The 16,564-nt window shown below is 60.8% G+C and carries 18 protein-coding genes; 3 read left to right on the top strand and 15 right to left on the bottom strand.

Going from position 1 to position 16,564, the window contains the following annotated elements; genetic code table 11:
* The first annotated feature begins 16 nt into the window (after positions 1–16).
* Both CSQ91_RS01655 and panC read left to right on the top strand, forming a co-directional pair.
* Positions 17–940: a segregation and condensation protein A gene (locus CSQ91_RS01655; protein WP_070278820.1), complete on the top strand. Its 924-nt coding sequence runs from the start codon at positions 17–19 to the stop codon at positions 938–940.
* A gap of 55 nt (positions 941–995) precedes the next feature.
* Entirely contained in the window at positions 996–1,835 is an 840-nt protein-coding gene (gene panC / locus CSQ91_RS01650; RefSeq protein ID WP_099387193.1) for a pantoate--beta-alanine ligase, read from the top strand.
* Positions 1,836–1,888: 53 nt separating this feature from the next.
* On the opposite strand, the gene CSQ91_RS01645 is transcribed toward panC, so the two are convergent.
* A complete protein-coding gene (locus CSQ91_RS01645; RefSeq protein WP_143450917.1) occupies positions 1,889–2,341 on the bottom strand; it encodes a hypothetical protein in 453 nt (150 codons plus the stop codon).
* A gap of 293 nt (positions 2,342–2,634) precedes the next feature.
* Here CSQ91_RS01645 and CSQ91_RS01640 point away from each other — a divergent pair, with 293 nt between their 5' ends.
* Positions 2,635–3,387, top strand: a complete 753-nt coding sequence (locus tag CSQ91_RS01640) for an SDR family oxidoreductase (protein WP_099387192.1) — start codon at positions 2,635–2,637, stop codon at positions 3,385–3,387.
* A gap of 72 nt (positions 3,388–3,459) precedes the next feature.
* Here the strand turns inward: CSQ91_RS01640 and cheY are convergent, their stop codons facing one another.
* From cheY to flhD, 14 genes are all read right to left on the bottom strand, one after another.
* Positions 3,460–3,858, bottom strand: a complete 399-nt coding sequence (cheY, locus tag CSQ91_RS01635) for a chemotaxis response regulator CheY (RefSeq protein ID WP_010396677.1) — start codon at positions 3,856–3,858, stop codon at positions 3,460–3,462.
* A 147-nt stretch (positions 3,859–4,005) separates the two neighbouring features.
* Entirely contained in the window at positions 4,006–5,076 is a 1,071-nt protein-coding gene (locus CSQ91_RS01630; protein WP_034778028.1) for a protein-glutamate methylesterase/protein-glutamine glutaminase, read from the bottom strand.
* Between the two features lie 108 nt (positions 5,077–5,184).
* Complete coding sequence (cheD, locus tag CSQ91_RS01625; protein ID WP_034758343.1) at positions 5,185–5,793, bottom strand: chemoreceptor glutamine deamidase CheD; 609 nt, start codon at positions 5,791–5,793, stop codon at positions 5,185–5,187.
* A 9-nt stretch (positions 5,794–5,802) separates the two neighbouring features.
* Positions 5,803–6,675: a CheR family methyltransferase gene (locus tag CSQ91_RS01620; RefSeq protein ID WP_099387191.1), complete on the bottom strand. Its 873-nt coding sequence runs from the start codon at positions 6,673–6,675 to the stop codon at positions 5,803–5,805.
* Between the two features lie 71 nt (positions 6,676–6,746).
* Positions 6,747–8,474, bottom strand: a complete 1,728-nt coding sequence (locus CSQ91_RS01615) for a methyl-accepting chemotaxis protein (RefSeq protein ID WP_099387190.1) — start codon at positions 8,472–8,474, stop codon at positions 6,747–6,749.
* Between the two features lie 188 nt (positions 8,475–8,662).
* Positions 8,663–9,169, bottom strand: a complete 507-nt coding sequence (locus CSQ91_RS01610; protein ID WP_034758356.1) for a chemotaxis protein CheW — start codon at positions 9,167–9,169, stop codon at positions 8,663–8,665.
* 30 nt (positions 9,170–9,199) lie between these two features.
* Complete coding sequence (cheA, locus tag CSQ91_RS01605; RefSeq protein WP_070257756.1) at positions 9,200–11,401, bottom strand: chemotaxis protein CheA; 2,202 nt, start codon at positions 11,399–11,401, stop codon at positions 9,200–9,202.
* A gap of 43 nt (positions 11,402–11,444) precedes the next feature.
* A complete protein-coding gene (locus CSQ91_RS01600) occupies positions 11,445–11,810 on the bottom strand; it encodes a response regulator (protein WP_034758362.1) in 366 nt (121 codons plus the stop codon).
* An 83-nt stretch (positions 11,811–11,893) separates the two neighbouring features.
* Complete coding sequence (locus CSQ91_RS01595) at positions 11,894–12,442, bottom strand: hypothetical protein (RefSeq protein ID WP_034758366.1); 549 nt, start codon at positions 12,440–12,442, stop codon at positions 11,894–11,896.
* A gap of 46 nt (positions 12,443–12,488) precedes the next feature.
* Positions 12,489–13,466 carry a flagellar motor protein MotB gene (gene motB, locus CSQ91_RS01590; RefSeq protein WP_034778017.1) on the bottom strand — a complete coding sequence of 326 codons (978 nt, stop codon included), beginning with the start codon at positions 13,464–13,466 and terminating at the stop codon, positions 12,489–12,491.
* 58 nt (positions 13,467–13,524) lie between these two features.
* Entirely contained in the window at positions 13,525–14,385 is an 861-nt protein-coding gene (gene motA, locus CSQ91_RS01585) for a flagellar motor stator protein MotA (protein WP_034778015.1), read from the bottom strand.
* Between the two features lie 220 nt (positions 14,386–14,605).
* The gene (locus CSQ91_RS01580; protein ID WP_257217189.1) at positions 14,606–15,412 is read right to left on the bottom strand and encodes an SAM-dependent methyltransferase; all 807 of its coding nucleotides are present in this window, start codon (positions 15,410–15,412) and stop codon (positions 14,606–14,608) included.
* Between the two features lie 66 nt (positions 15,413–15,478).
* Positions 15,479–16,039, bottom strand: coding sequence for a flagellar transcriptional regulator FlhC (gene flhC / locus CSQ91_RS01575; protein ID WP_034778011.1), 561 nt, complete (start codon positions 16,037–16,039; stop codon positions 15,479–15,481).
* Between the two features lie 146 nt (positions 16,040–16,185).
* Complete coding sequence (gene flhD / locus CSQ91_RS01570) at positions 16,186–16,503, bottom strand: flagellar transcriptional regulator FlhD (RefSeq protein WP_034758381.1); 318 nt, start codon at positions 16,501–16,503, stop codon at positions 16,186–16,188.
* Between the last annotated feature and the right edge of the window lie 61 nt (positions 16,504–16,564).

Below are 16,564 nucleotides of genomic sequence, written 5' to 3'. Positions count from 1 at the left end.
ATCTGGAACCGGCACGATGTTGCCTGAAGAGTCTGCAGTCACGCCGGAAGCCGATGCTCCCGGCGCCGGCGCAGTCATCGAGTCGCCCGAACCTGTCGCTGAAGGCGACGGCAGCGGCGACCCTGCAACAAAGGTAACGGACGCGGCGCCCGCCGCCGACCCGCTGGGCATCGCCCGCCTGTATGGCGAGCCGATGATGCGCATGCCGACGGATTTGTACATTCCGCCGGACGCGCTGGAAATCTTCCTCGAAGCCTTCGAAGGCCCGCTCGACTTGCTGCTCTACCTGATCCGCAAGCAAAACTTCAACATTCTCGATATTCCGATGGCGCAGGTAACCCTGCAATATCTGAAATATGTCGACCAGATCCGCGTGCGCAACCTGGAACTGGCCGCTGAATACCTGTTGATGGCGGCCATGCTGATCGAGATCAAGTCGCGCATGCTCTTGCCTTCGCGCAAGAGCGACGTCGAGGAAGATGGCGGCGACCCCCGTGCCGAACTGGTGCGCCGCCTGCTCGAGTACGAGCAGATCAAGCTGGCCGCCTACGACCTGAATGCCATCCCGCAGTTCGAGCGCGATTTCGTGCGCACGCAGATTTTCATCGAGCAAAGCCTGACGCCCACCTGGCCCGACGTGGAACCGGTGGACTTGCAGCAGGCGTGGCTCGACGTGCTGAAACGCGCCAAGCTGACCCAGCATCACCGCATCAGCCGCCAGGAACTGTCCGTGCGCGAGCACATGTCGAGCATCCTGCGCCACTTGCAGTCGTCGCGCTTCGTCGAATTCAGCGAACTGTTCGACATTGCCGGCGGCGTGCCCGTGGTGGTGGTCAACTTCGTGGCCCTGCTGGAACTGGCCAAGGAAACCCTGATCGAAATCACGCAGGCAGAACCGTTTGCCCCCATCTACGTCCGGCTGGCGTATTCGCCCGCCTGATATCCTTCCCTTTGTCACTGACCACCGTACAACGGGGTTTTAGCGAAAGCAATCCATGAAAATTATTTCCGACATCGAAGAATTGCGCGACCAGCTCAGCGGACAGCTGCGCACGGCGTTCGTCCCCACCATGGGCAACCTGCACGAAGGCCATCTGTCGCTGATGCGTCTGGCGCGCAAGCATGGCGACCCCATCGTCGCCTCGATCTTCGTGAACCGCCTGCAATTCGGCCCGAACGAAGACTTCGAGAAATATCCGCGCACCATGGCGGCCGACATCGCCAAGCTGGAAAAGGAAGGCGTGTACGTGCTGTTCGCCCCGACGGAAAAGGAACTGTACCCGGAACCGCAGGAATACCGCGTGCGTCCGCCTGATGACCTGGGCAATACGCTGGAAGGCGAGTTCCGTCCCGGCTTCTTCGAAGGCGTGTGCACGGTCGTCACCAAGCTGTTCTCGTGCGTGGGTCCGCGCGTGGCTGTGTTCGGCAAGAAGGATTACCAGCAACTGATGATCATCCGCAACATGGCGCGCCAGTTCGCGCTGCCGACGGAAATCATCGCCGCCGAAACCTACCGCGCAGACGATGGCCTGGCCTTATCGTCGCGCAATATGTATCTGTCTGAAAGCGAGCGGGCGGAAGCGCCGGAACTGTTCAAGGGCCTTAATTTCGTCGCCGAGGAAGTGCGCAAGGGTAACCTGGCCGTCGCTGAACTGGAACAGGCCAGCATGCAGCTATTGAACAGCCGCGGCTGGAAATCGGACTACATCGCCGTGCGCAAGCGCGCCAACCTGCAGGCGCCAAACGCCGCCGAACTGGCCGCCGGCGAACCGCTGGTGGTGCTGGCTGCCGCCAAGCTGGGCCAGACCAGACTCATCGACAACCTGGAAATTTAAGCGCCATCTCCAAGCGTCACCTCGACGGGGCCATTCGGCCCCGTTGCTTTTTCTTACTTCTCCATCCCCACCAGCTTGAGTTCCGCAAACAGCGGCTTGTTGCTGCCGCGTGCCGCTTGCAACATGTCATAGCTGGCCGCATCGAGCACGATTTCCTCTCCCGCCCACAGCTTGCGCTGGTGCGCAGGCAGCCTCAGGCTGCGCAGGATGGCCCGGACCTGGGCCGGATCGGCCGCCAGCAGGCGGATGGCGCGCGCATGGCGCTGCGTGCCCGTGAGTATCGGCAAGCCGCCCTCCGGGCCATTCTGGCTCAGGCTGACATAATCATGGCCGCCCACGCGGTGCAGATATGCATGCCGGCCATCAGCTTCGACAGGCAACGGCGCGGCCGGTTCCTGCATTTCGACAGACGCGACAGGCGTAACGGCGGTTTGTTCAAGGCTCACGCCACAGGCCGCCAACAGGGCCGTGCTCAGGGCAAAAAATAATACGGGTGCTCGGCGCATCGTGCGCTCCTTCTTGTCGGGGGCGGGGACAGAGGTGGAATACTGCAGCGATCATGGGCCAAATTATTTGACGTGTAAAGTTAACTTTAGGAAATATTTCATTCCTTTGCGCAATTACTTGTCGGCAGCGGGAGCTTGCCTGCCCATATCAGCCAGGCCCAGAACAATTGTTAATGAAATTTGCACACTGAAACCATCATCACTATCTTTATCCATGAATCAATAAAGATCACAATGGCTGCACTGGCTCGCAGCGACAGCATGCGGGCTTCCCACCACGACAGGAGAAACCCATGAACACAGCAACCATACCAGCCAAGGTCGCCATCGTCACAGGTGCCTCGCGCGGCATCGGCGCGGCCATCGCCCGCCGCCTGGCACGCGACGGCATGCAGGTCGTCATCAATTACGCCAGCGGCAAGGATGCGGCGGATGATCTGGTGGCGGCCATCGTGGCCGGCGGCGGCGCCGCCATCGCCGTCCAGGCCAACGTGGCTGACGCGGGCGAGGTGCAAGCGCTGTTCGATGCGGCAGAAGCAGCCTATGGCGGCATCGACGTACTGGTCAACAACGCCGGCATCATGCCGCCCGCGCTGCCGGCCCTGGCCGACACGGACGACGCCACCTTCGACAGCCTGTTCGCCATCAACGTCAAGGGCAGCTTCAACACCATGCGCCAGGCGGCGACGCGCTTGCGCCACGGCGGTAGCGTGGTCAACTTCTCCACCAGCGTGATTGGCCTGGCCCTGCCCGGCTATGCCGTCTACGGCGCCACCAAGGCGGCCATCGAAACGATGACAAATATCTTTGCCAAGGAATTACGCGGCAAGAACATCACCGTCAATGCCATCGCCCCCGGCCCCACGGCCACTGCCCTGTTCTTGAACGGCAAGACGGAAGAAACGATACAGCGCATGGGCAAGATGGCGCCATTGGAACGGCTGGGCACGCCGGACGATATCGCCGCCGCCGTGGCTTTCCTGGCAGGACCGGATGGCCGCTGGGTGAATGGCCAAACGTTACGCGCGAATGGCGGCCTGGTCTGAGTTTTTTGCGGACAAAAAAAACGCTGCCAATTCGCACTGGCAGCGTTTTTTTTGATAACGATCAAACCTGGATTAAGCGCCGGCTTTTTCCAGCTTCTCGAAAATCTTGTTCAGCTTTTCATCGAGGGTCGCGGCCGTGAACGGCTTGACGACATAACCGCTGGCGCCAGCTTGCGCGGCGGCGATGATGTTTTCTTTTTTCGCTTCGGCGGTCACCATCAGCACGGGCAGCTTGGCCAGTGCCGGATCGGCGCGAATATGCTGCAGCATCGTCAGGCCATCCATGTTTGGCATGTTCCAGTCCGAAACGACGAAATCGTACGATTCCGCGCGCAGCTTGGCCAGGCCCATCACGCCGTCTTCCGCCTCATCGACGTTGGCATAACCCAGTTCCTTCAACAGATTCCGGACAATGCGGCGCATCGTCGAAAAATCGTCAACGACTAAAAATTTCATCTTTGGATCAGCCATGAATAACTCCGTTGTTTCTGTAGCGGTTTGTTAATAATATCGACATGAATGCCGACATTATGGTCGACACTACGGCAGCAAGTTGTAGGATAGCATTTTCGTTGCTTTTAGGCGAACAAACTTGCCTCAGATCATATAAAACGTGGCTTACACGCGCAAAGCACGCATGCCATGCGCAGCCAGGTGTCCCAGCACCATGCCAGGCAACGCCGTCAAAGCGCCGACCTCATGCGTAGCACCGACAGCGATCGCCTCGCGCGGCATGCCGAACACCACGCAACTGGCTTCATCCTGCGCAAAATTATACGCTCCTGCGGCCTTCATCTCCAACATGCCTTGCGCGCCATCCTTGCCCATGCCGGTGAGGATCACGCCAACGGCATTTTTACCGGCCGATTGCGCGGCCGAACGGAACAGCACATCGACCGACGGGCGGTGGCGGTTCACCGGCTCGCCCTGGTCGATCTTGGTCATGTAATTGGCGCCGCTGCGCGTCAGAGTCAGGTGCGAATGGCCGGGCGCGATATAGGCGTGGCCCGGCAGTACCCGTTCGCCGCCTGCCGCTTCCTGCACCGAGATCTTGCACAGCGAATCGAGGCGGCGCGCAAACGAGCGTGTAAAGCCTTCCGGCATGTGCTGCGTGATCAGGATGCCGGGGCAATCGGAAGGCATCTGCATGAGAAATTCGCGGATCGCTTCCGTGCCGCCTGTGGACGCGCCCACGATGATCAGCTTTTCGCTCGACGTCAATGGGCTGCGCAGCGCAGGCAGCGGTGCAGCCACCTTGTCGCTGGCCGACGGCAGGGTGCGCGCGCGGATACGCGCCTTCGAGGCGGCGCGGATCTTGTCGGCGATCATGTCCGTGTACTCGCGCATGCCGCTCTGGATGGAAATCTTCGGCTTGGTGACGAAATCGACGGCGCCCAGTTCCAGCGCGCGCATGGTGATCTCAGAGCCGCGTTCGGTCAGCGACGACACCATCAATACCGGCATCGGACGCAAACGCATCAGCTTTTCCAGGAAATCGAGGCCATCCATCTTCGGCATCTCGACGTCGAGGGTCAGCACGTCGGGGTTGGTCTGCTTGATCATCTCGCGTGCCACCAGCGGATCGGGCGCCGCGCCCACCACTTCCATGTCGGGCTGGCTGTTCACGATTTCCGTCATCACGCTGCGGATCAGCGCCGAATCATCCACGATCAATACTTTGATCTTCATAGTTATCCTTCCAGGCCTTGCGGCCCTTATTCTTTATTAAATTAGTACACCGGACAAAACCATCGCAGGCCGCAAAGCACGACGCGCAGCAGGTTTGCTCTGGTGTTATCAGAACAGTTCGACCTCGCCGCCCACCGGCGCAACTTTCAAACGGCTGGCGTAATCGAGTTCGCGGCGTACCAGCGTATCGTTATGCGTCTGCATCAGCTTTTTCACCAGCACCTTGCCGCTGCGGGGGAAAAAATACACCTTGCGCGGGTGGATGTCGTTCAGGTCTTCCGCCACCACGCGCATCTTTTCCGCCTTCAGGTAATTGATGACGAAGGCCGCATTGCGCTCACCCACGTTGATCGCCGTGAAGCCGCGCAGCACGGCGCCGCCGCCGAACACTTTCGCTTCCATGTTCTCGCGCCGCGCACCGGCCTTCAGCAAATCGTTGATCAGGATTTCCATGGCGTAGGTGCCATAGCGCATCGACGCGGAAATCGGGCTATTCGGATCGCTGCCGCCATCGGGCAGCATGAAGTGGTTCATGCCGCCCAGGCCCGTGACGCGGTCGCGGATGCAGGCCGAGACGCAGGAGCCGAGCACGGTGACGATCAGCATGTCCTTGTTGGTAAAGTAATACTCACCAGGCAAGATCTTGGCGGCGTCACAATTGAACGTCCTGTCGTAATAGACGTTAGTGGCAAATTGCTCTTTGGATTCCAGGCTCATATTTCACTCTCATGTACGATGCGACGATGCCTTGGGCGCGGCGCCCCGAGGCTGATCGAGCTCATAGACTGTTTTACCGCGCAGCTTCAATGAATCCGACACGTACAGGAAATTCTCCGAATGGCCCGCGAACAGCAGGGCATCCGGCTTCATCAATGGCACAAAGCGCGACAGGATCTTGCGCTGCGTCGCCCTGTCAAAATAAATCATCACGTTGCGGCAAAAGATGACGTCGAACTGGCCCGTCAATGGCCAGCTGTCGGCCAGCAGGTTGAGCGGCTTGAAAGTGATCATCTGGCGCAGTTCCGGGCGCACCCGCACCTGTCCCTCGCGATCGCCCTTGCCGCGCAAGAAAAAGCGCCGCGCACGGTCGGCCGGCATCTTGTCGAGCCGGTCCAGGTTGTAGACGCCATTGGCGGCCGTGGCCAGCACGTTCGTGTCGATGTCCGTGGCGATGATGGTGACCGGCGGCGTGAGCGTATTGAACGCCTCGCACACCGTCATGGCGATCGAATACGGCTCCTCGCCGGTGGAACTGGCCGAACACCAGATGGTGATCGGCCCGCTCAGTTTTTTCACATGCTCGGCCAGCAGCGGGAAGTGATGCGCCTCGCGGAAGAACGACGTCAGGTTGGTCGTCAGCGCATTCGTGAACGCTTCCCACTCGTCGCCCATGCGGCCAGCTTCCAGGTCGTCCAGGTAACGGACGAACGAAGAAATGCCGGTCGCGCGCAGGCGCCGCGCCAGGCGGCTGTAGACCATCTCCTGCTTGCTGTCGGCCAGCGCGATGCCGGCCCGCTTGTAAATCATGGCGCGGACCCGTTCGAAGTCCTTGCCAGTGAAATCAAATTCCTTGACCGAATCCGTTTTAGTTTGCGGCATTTTGTTTTTACCTCTCTATGACTACTCTGACCAATGCCTTTGCAAGTATAACTAGCGGGACCGGGTTGGCGTCAGAACTCTTCCCAATCGTCGCCGCCGGCCGCCGCCAGCTTTTTCGCGGGCGGTGGCGTGCCGGCTTGCGCCGTCGTTGCCAACCGCCGTGTCGTTGCCGCCACGCTCGGCGCCGGCCGCGCCGCCGCCTTGACTACTGGCGCGGGCACGGGCACGGGCATGGCTGCCTGCGCCGCGCTCTCGCCATCGAGCTTGAAGATGCTGACGGCGTCGGCCAGTTTCTGCGCCTGGTCCTGCATGCTTTCAGCCGCCGCCGCCGCTTCCTCGACCAGCGCCGCGTTTTGCTGCGTCATCTGGTCCATCTGCGCGATGGCCTGGTTGACCTCTTCGATGCCATGGCTCTGTTCCTGTGTTGCCGCCGTGATCTCGCCCATGATGTCGGCTACCTGCCGGATCGACGTGACGATCAGGCCCATGGTCTGCCCCGCCTCGTCCACCAGGCGGCTGCCGGCATCGACCTTGTCGACCGAGTCGCCGATCAGGCCCTTGATCTCTTTCGCCGCGCCAGCGGAGCGTTGCGCCAGATTGCGCACTTCCGACGCCACCACCGCAAAACCGCGTCCCTGCTCGCCTGCGCGCGCCGCTTCGACGGCCGCATTCAAGGCCAGGATATTCGTCTGGAACGCGATGCCGTCGATGACGCCGATGATGTCGACGATCTTGCGCGAACTGTCCTTGATGGAACCCATGGTATCGACCACTTGCGCCACCACCTTGCCGCCCTGCTCCGCCACCGACGATGCCGACACGGCCAGCTGGTTGGCCTGGCGCGCGTTGTCCGCGTTCTGCTTCACGGTCGACGTCAGCTCTTCCATCGACGATGCCGTCTCTTCCAGCGAACTGGCCTGCGTTTCCGTGCGCGCCGACAGGTCCGCATTGCCGCTGGCGATCTCGCGCGACGCCACGGTGATGGTGTCCGTCCCATTGCGCACGTCGCTGACCGTCTGCACCAGGCTCTCGTTCATGTCCTTGAGCGCCTGCTGCAGCGCGCTCGTTTCATCCTTGCCTTCGACCACCACGCGCGACGTCAGCTCGCCGGCAGCGACCTTCTGCGCCACGGCCAGTGCGCCAGACAGCGGCACCGTGATCGAACGCGTGATGAAGATGGCGCACCAGGCGCCGATCGCCACCGCCGCGCCGCCCAGGATGAACAGTACCGTCATCAGGCGCGCATCGGCCGCCAGCGAGTCGTCCATGAAGCTTTGCTGCGCCACGTGCTGCAGGTCGAGCAGCTTGTTGATATCGGCCAGCGTCGTCTTGTTCAAGGGGTCGATGCGGGTGGCAATCACCTTCGCCGCGCCCTCGCTGTTAAACGCCAGCACCTGTCCCATCGCTTCCTTGAAGGCCGCATCGACATCGCCGTCGACCTTGGCGATATTGGCCAGCAGCGCCTTCTCGCCCTCGGACAGGCCCAGGCTGGACAGCTTGCCGCGCGCGCCGTCGTACAGCTTGCGCTGCTCGCGCACCTTGCCCTCTTCCGCCTGCATCAGCCCCACATCGCCCTGCAGGCCGATATTGCGCATGGCGATACCGGTTTCCAGCATCGCGCTTTTCATCAGCGATGCCTGCGTATTCTTTTCGCTTGCCAGCTCCAGGCCCGTGAGCAGCTGGGCCTTGTTACGGTAATTCAGTGCATTCGCCGAAACGATCACTACCACCAGGATGGCGAGGATGCTGCCAAAACCTATCCCCAGCCGGGTGCCTATCTTGAAATCGCGCAAACTCATTACAGTCTCCAATATTTATGTGAACGGCGCCCGTTCAACCGGACGGCGCCGTGTTGTGGCCTGGTCTCTGACGGACCTTGCAGCCTGCCGGCGCGCCTCTGCTCGCGCCGGTACATGCATATCTGTAGTGATTCTTTGCGTGCCAAAACGGCGGCGCACCGGGCGCCGCCTTGCTGCCATGCGGCCGTTTACGCCGCCAGCTTGTCGATCAGGCCCATCTCGCTGCTCGACATCAGCTTGTCGATGTCGACCAGGATCAGCATGCGCTCGTCGATGGTGCCCAGGCCGATCATGTAGTCGGTCGAGAAGGCGGTGCCCATTTCCGGCGCCGGTTTCACCTGCTCCGGCGTCAGGGTGGTGACGTCGGAAACGCTGTCGACCACCATGCCGACGATGCGGCCGCCGATGTTCAGGATGATCACGACCGTGAACTGGTCGTACACGGGCGTGCCCAGGTTGAACTTGATGCGCATGTCGACCACGGGGATGATGATGCCGCGCAGGTTGATCACGCCCTTGATGAATTCTGGTGCGTTGGCGATGCGGGTGACCGCTTCGTAACCGCGGATTTCCTGAACCTTCAGGATATCGATGCCGTACTCTTCGGAGCCCAGCGTGAAGGCCAGGAATTCACGGCCGGCGATGTCCTTGCCGTCGCCCGCATTGCTTCCGGATGTTTGTTGAGTATCTGACATGGTGCGTTTTCCTATCTTTATCTATCGGTATTACGAAAAAATGGACTCGTCGGCCAGCTGGCGAGAGGAACGGATCAGGGCGGCGACATCGAGAATCAGCGACACGCCGCCATCGCCCAGGATGGTGGCGCCGGAAATGCCCACCACCTTGCGGTAATTCGATTCGAGGTTTTTCACCACGACTTGCTGCTGCCCCACCAGGTCGTCGACGAACAGGGCCGCCTTGCGCCCTTCCGTCTCAAGGATCACGCAAATGCCTTCCGAGGGACTGGTAAAGCGCGGCGCGATGTCGAACATCTGGTACAGCGGAATCAAAGGCAGGTATTCGCCGCGCACCTTCACCACCTGGCCTTTACCGCTGATGTCCTTGATATCCTCAACGGCCGGCTGCAGGGATTCGATGACAAAGCCCAGCGGCAAAATATACACTTCGTCGCCGACTCTGATCGACATGCCGTCCAGGATGGCCAGGGTCAGCGGCAGCGAGATGGAAATCGTCGTGCCGAAACCCTTCGCCGAACGGATGTCGACGACGCCGCCCATGGCGCTGATATTGCGCTTGACGACATCCATGCCCACGCCGCGGCCCGACACGTCGGTGACCGCTTCGGCGGTGGAAAAGCCGGGCGCGAAGATCAGCTGCCACACGTCGGCGTCGCTCATCGTCTCGGACACGTCCAGGCCCTGCTGCGCGGCCTTGGCCAGGATGCGCTCGCGGTTCAATCCCGCGCCGTCATCGGACACTTCGATGATGATGTTGCCGCCCTGGTGGCTGGCCGAGAGGAACAAACGGCCCGCCTCGGTCTTGCCGGCTGCCACGCGGGCGGCCGGCATTTCCACGCCATGGTCGATGCTGTTGCGCACCAGGTGCGTGAGCGGATCGACGATGCGCTCGATGAGGCCCTTGTCCAGCTCCGTGGCGGCGCCGTTCGTGATGAAATCGACCTTCTTGCCCAGTTTCGTGGCCAGGTCGCGCACCATGCGCGGGAAGCGCGAAAAGACGAAATCCATCGGCATCATGCGGATCGACATCACCGCTTCCTGCAAGTCGCGCGTATTGCGCGTCAGGTGGCTGACGCTGTCGAGCAGCTTTTCATGCAGCATCGGGTCGAGCGCGCTGGCGCGCTGCTCGATCATCGCCTGCGTGATCACCAGTTCGCCCACCAGGTTGATCAGCTGGTCGACCTTTTCGATCGAGACGCGGATCGACGACGATTCGGCGCCGGCCTTGTCGCCCTCTTTCTTGGCCGGTTTCTTTTCCTGCTCCGCTTCGGCCACGGCGCTGGCCACGACCGGCGCGGCGGCGGCGCTGGCGTTGCCCGCCTTGGCGGCATCGGCGCGAATCTGTTCCAGGGGCTGGAAGAAACCATAGCCCTGTTCGGCGTCGCTCTGCACGCCGGCGGCGGCGCGGATATCCTCGAGCGGCTGGAAGAAGCCATAGCCAGGATCGGCTTGACCCTGCGCACCAGGCGCGCCTGGCAGCGGGTCGAAGAAGCCGTAGCCCTGGGCTTTTTCCTGCGCCGCGCGGACCGCATCGGCTTCGCCTGGCGCCAGTGGCGGCGCCTGCGTGATCACCATGTCGTCCGGGTTGAGCACGAACGAGCAGATGGCCAGGATATCGTCCAGGCTTTCATGCGTCGTCACTTCCAGCACCTTGCGCGCGTCGGGCAAGGTCGACACGGCGACGTCGCCCAGCAAGCCCAGTTCGGCCGCCAGCGCATCGACTTCGCGCGGCTCCATTGCCGGCAGTTCCAGGCGGATGCGATGGCCGCCGGCATGGCTGACGGCGGCCTTTTCCGCCGTATGGAAGGCCGGCGCGACGGGCGTGAGCGCGGCCACGGGCACGTCCTGCGAAAACGACTGCAGCATCATGCGCACATTGGCCACGGCATCCTGGTCGACGGCGCTGCCCAGGCGATGGCCGTCGAGCTGCATCTTGAGGATATCCTTGGCCGCCAAAAAGGCGTCGACGTGTTCCGCCGTCAGGGCCATCTGGCCCTGGCGGATGCGGTCGAGCAGCGACTCGAGGATGTGCGTCACCTCGCTCATGTCGGAGAGGCCGAACGTCGATGCGCCGCCCTTGATCGAATGGGCGGTGCGGAAAATGGCATTCAGGTCTTCGGCGTCGGGCGCCGCAATATCAACGGCCAGCAGCAGCCGTTCTTTTTCAGCCAGCAGTTCTTCGGCCTCATCGAAAAAGACCTGAAAAAACTGGCTAATATCGATGGTCATAGGGTGACTCCGTCAATTGCATCGTTGTGCTGCGCGGCTGGCATCAGCCGATCACCTTCTTGACCACTTCGATCAGGCGTTGCGGATCGAAAGGCTTGACCAGCCAGCCATTGGCGCCGGCGGCACGTCCCTTCGACTTCATCTCGTCCGACGACTCCGTCGTCAGCATCAGGATGGGTACCTTCTGGTAGGTCGGCAGTTCGCGCAGCAGCTTGATCAGCTCCAGGCCATCCATGCGCGGCATGTTCTGGTCCGTCAATACCAGGTCCACGGTTTGCAGCTTGGCTTTTTCCAGTCCATCCTGGCCGTCGACGGCCTCCACCACCTGGTAACCGGCGGCTTTCAGGCTGAACGCCACCATCTGGCGCAATGAGCTGGAATCGTCCACTGCAAGTATCGTTTTGGCCATCTTTGCTCCCACTTATTCCGGGCATCCTGCCCGAGTATTTGATTAATCAATCCATGCAACCACAAGCGTTCCGCACTGGCATGCTAGAACAGCTCGATGTCGCCACTTTCCAAATGCTGTTGACTGACAGCCTTGCGCAGCACGCTGCGCAACTCCAGGCTTTGAATCGCCAGCGCCATGCTGACCCGCCCCAGCAAGGCGACAATTTCTTCATTGTCGCTCTCCGGCAACATCTCCGCGCCATGCTCGCCCAGGGTTCCGAGGAACTCCCGCAAGCCCGTCACGCGCTTCAAGGTGCGCTCGATCAGCTGGCTGGTCATGTCCTGGAACTGCAGGCTGGTGATGGCGGCATTCACATAGCCCCCCACCTCATCCTGCAATGCCAGCAATTTTTCCCGCTGCTGCTCGGCTGGAATACCGCCGTCGAGCAACAGGGCGATGGTATCTTGCTGCGCAGCAACGGCCGCGTGTATCGCCATGAAATTGAAGGACAGCTTCTCGATCGCCTCTTCCAGCAAGATGCCGGTCTGCACCAGGTCGGTTTCCACCTCCGTCAAGTGCTTGCGGCCATGGTCCGACACGCCAGACAGCAGGCGCTTTACATGCGAGCCAAGTATTTTCTTTCTTGTCATAAAGGTCTCATTGTTTCAATACACCACGCGTCGACAGCCTTGCGTGTTATTTTTTCGCCGCTACCGGGCTGGGGGCTGGTGCCGCCGCGGGGGGCGCACCGGCCGCCAACCCGGAAGCGACAGCGGCGGAAGCGGCATCGGTCACCGGCAGCTCGATCGCCGAGCCATCGCGCAGGACATTTTCTTCCGTGCGTTTGTTCATGACGATGATGCTGATGCGCCGGTTGATCGGATTGAAGGGGTCGAGCTTGTCCAGGTGGGCGGCCGAGCCCAGTCCCACCACGCGCAATACTTTCTCTTCCTTCATGCCGCCAATCACCAGTTCGCGCCGCGACGCATTCGCGCGGTCGGCCGACAATTCCCAGTTGCTGTAGCCGGCATCGCTCATGTAGGGCGTCGAATCCGTATGGCCGGACAGGCCGATGCGGTTCGGCACTTCATTGAGCACGAAGCCGATGGCGTGCAGGATTTCCTTGGTGTACGGTTGCAGATTCGCATTGGCGAGCGCAAACATCGGACGGTTCTGCTCGTCGACGATCTGGATGCGCAAGCCCTCGCTGGTGATATCGAGCAGCAGCTGGTTCTTGTATTTTTTCAGCAGGGGATTGGCGTCGATGGTCGCTTCGATGCGCGCCTTGAGCGCCTGCAGGCGCTTGCCCTCCTCGCGTTCGAGCGCGGCCTTGGCGGAATTGAGGTCGAACGATTTGCGCTGCTGCTCTTCCTGCGCCTTGCGCACTTGTCCATCCTGGCGCGACAGGTCCTGGCCGCCGCCCTGGATGACGGAATTGCTTTCGCCGCTGCCGGAGCCGCCCGCCATCGCCACTTTCAAAGGCGTCTTGAAGAATTCGGAAATGCCGTTCAAATCGCCCTTCGAGGTGGAGCCCAGCAGCCACATCAGCAGGAAGAAGGCCATCATGGCCGTGACAAAGTCGGCGTAGGCGATTTTCCACGCCCCGCCATGGTGTCCGCCAGCCGTCTTCTTGATACGCTTGACGATAATCGGGCGCATGCCTTCATCGGCCATGGCGTCCCCCTTCCGTGTGCTGCAAATGACTCATGGTGTCCAGGCGTATATTCACTGCTTACTTCGTTTTCGATTTCTTGATGTGGTCTTCCAGCTCATTGAACGTCGGGCGCTCGGTCGAGAACAGCACCTTGCGGCCGAATTCCACGGCCAGCGCCGGCGCATAGCCGTTCAGGCTGGCCAGCAGGGTCACTTTCACGCACTGGAACATCTTGCTCGACTCTTCCAGCTTCTGCTCCAGCAGGCTGGCCAGCGGGCCGACGAAGCCATAGGCCAGCAAGATGCCGAGGAAGGTGCCGACCAGCGCGTGCGCGATCAGCATTCCCAGCTCGGCTGGCGGGATGCCCACCGATTCCATCGTGTGCACCACGCCCATCACGGCGGCGACGATACCGAAAGCGGGCAAGCCGTCACCCACCTTGGCGATCACGTGGGCCGGCACGGCGCCTTCGTGATGATGCGTCTCGATTTCGTTGTCCATCAGATTTTCGATCTGGAACGCATCCATATTGCCCGATACCATCAGGCGCAGGTAATCGGTCATGAATTCGATGATATGGTGGTCGGCCAGCACGGCCGGATACTTGGAAAACAGCGGGCTTTCTTCGGGCTTGTCGATATCGCCTTCGATCGACATCAAGCCTTCCTTGCGCACCTTGCTGAGCACTTCGAACAGCAGCGACATCAGTTCCATGTACAGCTCTTTGGTATAGCGCGAACCCTTGAACAGGCTGGGCAAGGCGGCGATCGTTGCCTTGATGGCCTTGTTATTGTTACCAACAAGGAAGGCGCCCAGGGCGGCGCCGCCGATCATCAGCAACTCCAGCGGCTGGAACAGCGCCGCCAGATGGCCGCCGGCCATTGCGAAGCCGCCAAAGACCGAGGCGCAGACGATGATGTATCCGATTATGACTAACAAGTGCCCTGACTCCCAATAATGGCCGGGGCTGTGTGCCCGGCATGTTCAAACCTGTTCCTGTCTTCTGGCGGCAGCGCCGCCGGCGGAGACAGCGGCAAAAAAAAGCAACCGGAAGTTAATTGAAATGCGCTGCTTTTCAATGCAATTCCGAGAAAATGCCGTGTGGAACTACAATAACGTGAGATTGCCCCACGGGCAAGCAAATAACGCAGACAATTGCTTAAAAGCACCATATGTAAAGTAAAGGGCCACCCTCTGTGGCGGCGATGGTCTTATCGGGCTCGCGTGCCGCAATCTGGAATTCGTAACTAAGAAGCATGCTACCGGGCAACATTTCCCTTTCCGCCTTGCTCCACAGGGCCGCCATCGCCGCCGGCGACAGGTAGGCAAACACGGCGTCGTAGCGGCCGAAATCGAGCGCTTCGTAGTCGCCGCGCAGGAAGCGCGCGCGGCTGCCCCCCAGCCATGCGCGCAAGCGACTTGCCAGCCACGGCAGCGGCGCCAGCTCGATGCCGGAAAACTGCCCGTCGGGGCGGCGCCGCGCCAGGTTGAGCACCAGGCCGCCCAGGCCGCTACCGATATCGATCAGCCGCACGCCGGGACGGTCCGCGATCAGCTCCGCCACCGCCTGCCATACCTTCGGCCCCGACGGGTAAAACGGCACTTGCGTGCGGAACGTGGACCAGTACAAACTCAGCAGGAAAACAAAGGCGACCAGGAACACGGCCGGAGGAAAATCGAGCCAGCTGGCCGCCAGCAAGGCGGGCGCAAACAGCAGGCCGATGGCGCACCACCAGCGCGCCAGTCCCGCTCGCCACGTGATGACAGCCGCCACCACGCCCTGCACCAGCGCCACGGCCGGCAGCGACATGGCCACGCCCGCGCGCGCCAAACCATATACCAATAGCAACATCAAGGGAAAGGCCAGCACCTGGATCAGGATGGCCTTGGGCGCGGGCGCGCGCAGGATCTGTTGCAGCATGGAATAACCAAAGGAGGAAAACGCCAGTGTAAGCGAAAGCAGCATGAAAAAGCCGGAGTGCGGTCAGGCGACCGGCTCCGGCTTGCACTCTGTCTTATATATATGTACGGCTCAGGCAACCACGCCCGGCACGGCAGCGGCCGCTTCATCGCGCGCTTTCTTGGTCTTGCCGGCACGCGAAGGCATGTGGCACAGGCCGCACACATAATCGGCGTTCAGGTCGAGGCAGTTGACGACAAACTTGCCGCCGCACTTGCCGCAGGGCGCCATGTCCAGCATCTTGCTGCTGAAAAAGCGCACCAGGGTCCAGGCCCGCGTCAGCGACAGCAGCGGCTCTTCACCCGCTTCGGGCGGCATTTGTTCCAGATACAGTTTATAGGCCTTCATCACGGCTTCGATGCCCGTGGCGCCGGCGTGGTCGACGAGGAATTTATGGATATTGATGAACAGCGAGGAATGGATATTCGGTTGCCAGGTAATGAACCAGTCGGTGGAAAATGGCAGCATGCCCTTGGGCGGCGAGACGCCCTTCAATTCCTTGTACAGATTCAACAGGCGTTCGCGCGACAGCGAGACTTCCGTCTCCAGCAGTTGCAAACGGGCGCCCAGCTGTATCAATTCGATGGCCAGCTGGATTTCCTGCGCTTCCGATACGACACTTTTTTTGGCCATGCTGTGTACTCCACTACTGACTGATACTGACTGATACTGCCTAACAAGGTTGCCAGAAAAATGTTCAGGGCAAGGCGCGTTGCAGACGACAGTACGAATGTACGGCGAGGCAATGCAACGCCGCCATGGACGTTTTGATGGGAAGCTTAGGCGATTTCTTCGACGCCCTGGCCGGCCATCAGGATGGCGGCATGCGATTGTGCCAGCGAGCGGTCTTTATTGTAGTTCGTCAACATGCCCAGAATGGCGCTGTCGTCGAAGCGGAAGCGGGCCAGCATCATGTTGCCGCCAGCCAGTTTCAGGATCTGCGCATTGCTCATGCCCTCGATCAGTTCGGCGATTTCGGCGGCAATGCCCAAACGGAAGATGGCCGTTACTTTGTCCGCACGAATCATTTGCTGGGCCAGCATCAGGTAGCTCAGGTTAGCGTCGCGAATCTCAGCCATCATGTCGTTAGCAGTCATTTCCATCTCCTCAATCCGTTGAATTCAGCTGGCGTTGTGTGTTGCCAGTGAGATACATTCT

This window comes from Janthinobacterium sp. BJB301, assembly GCF_002735685.1.
Lineage (GTDB): Bacteria > Pseudomonadota > Gammaproteobacteria > Burkholderiales > Burkholderiaceae_D > Janthinobacterium > Janthinobacterium lividum.
This window is presented reverse-complemented; position numbering and strand designations above follow the sequence as displayed.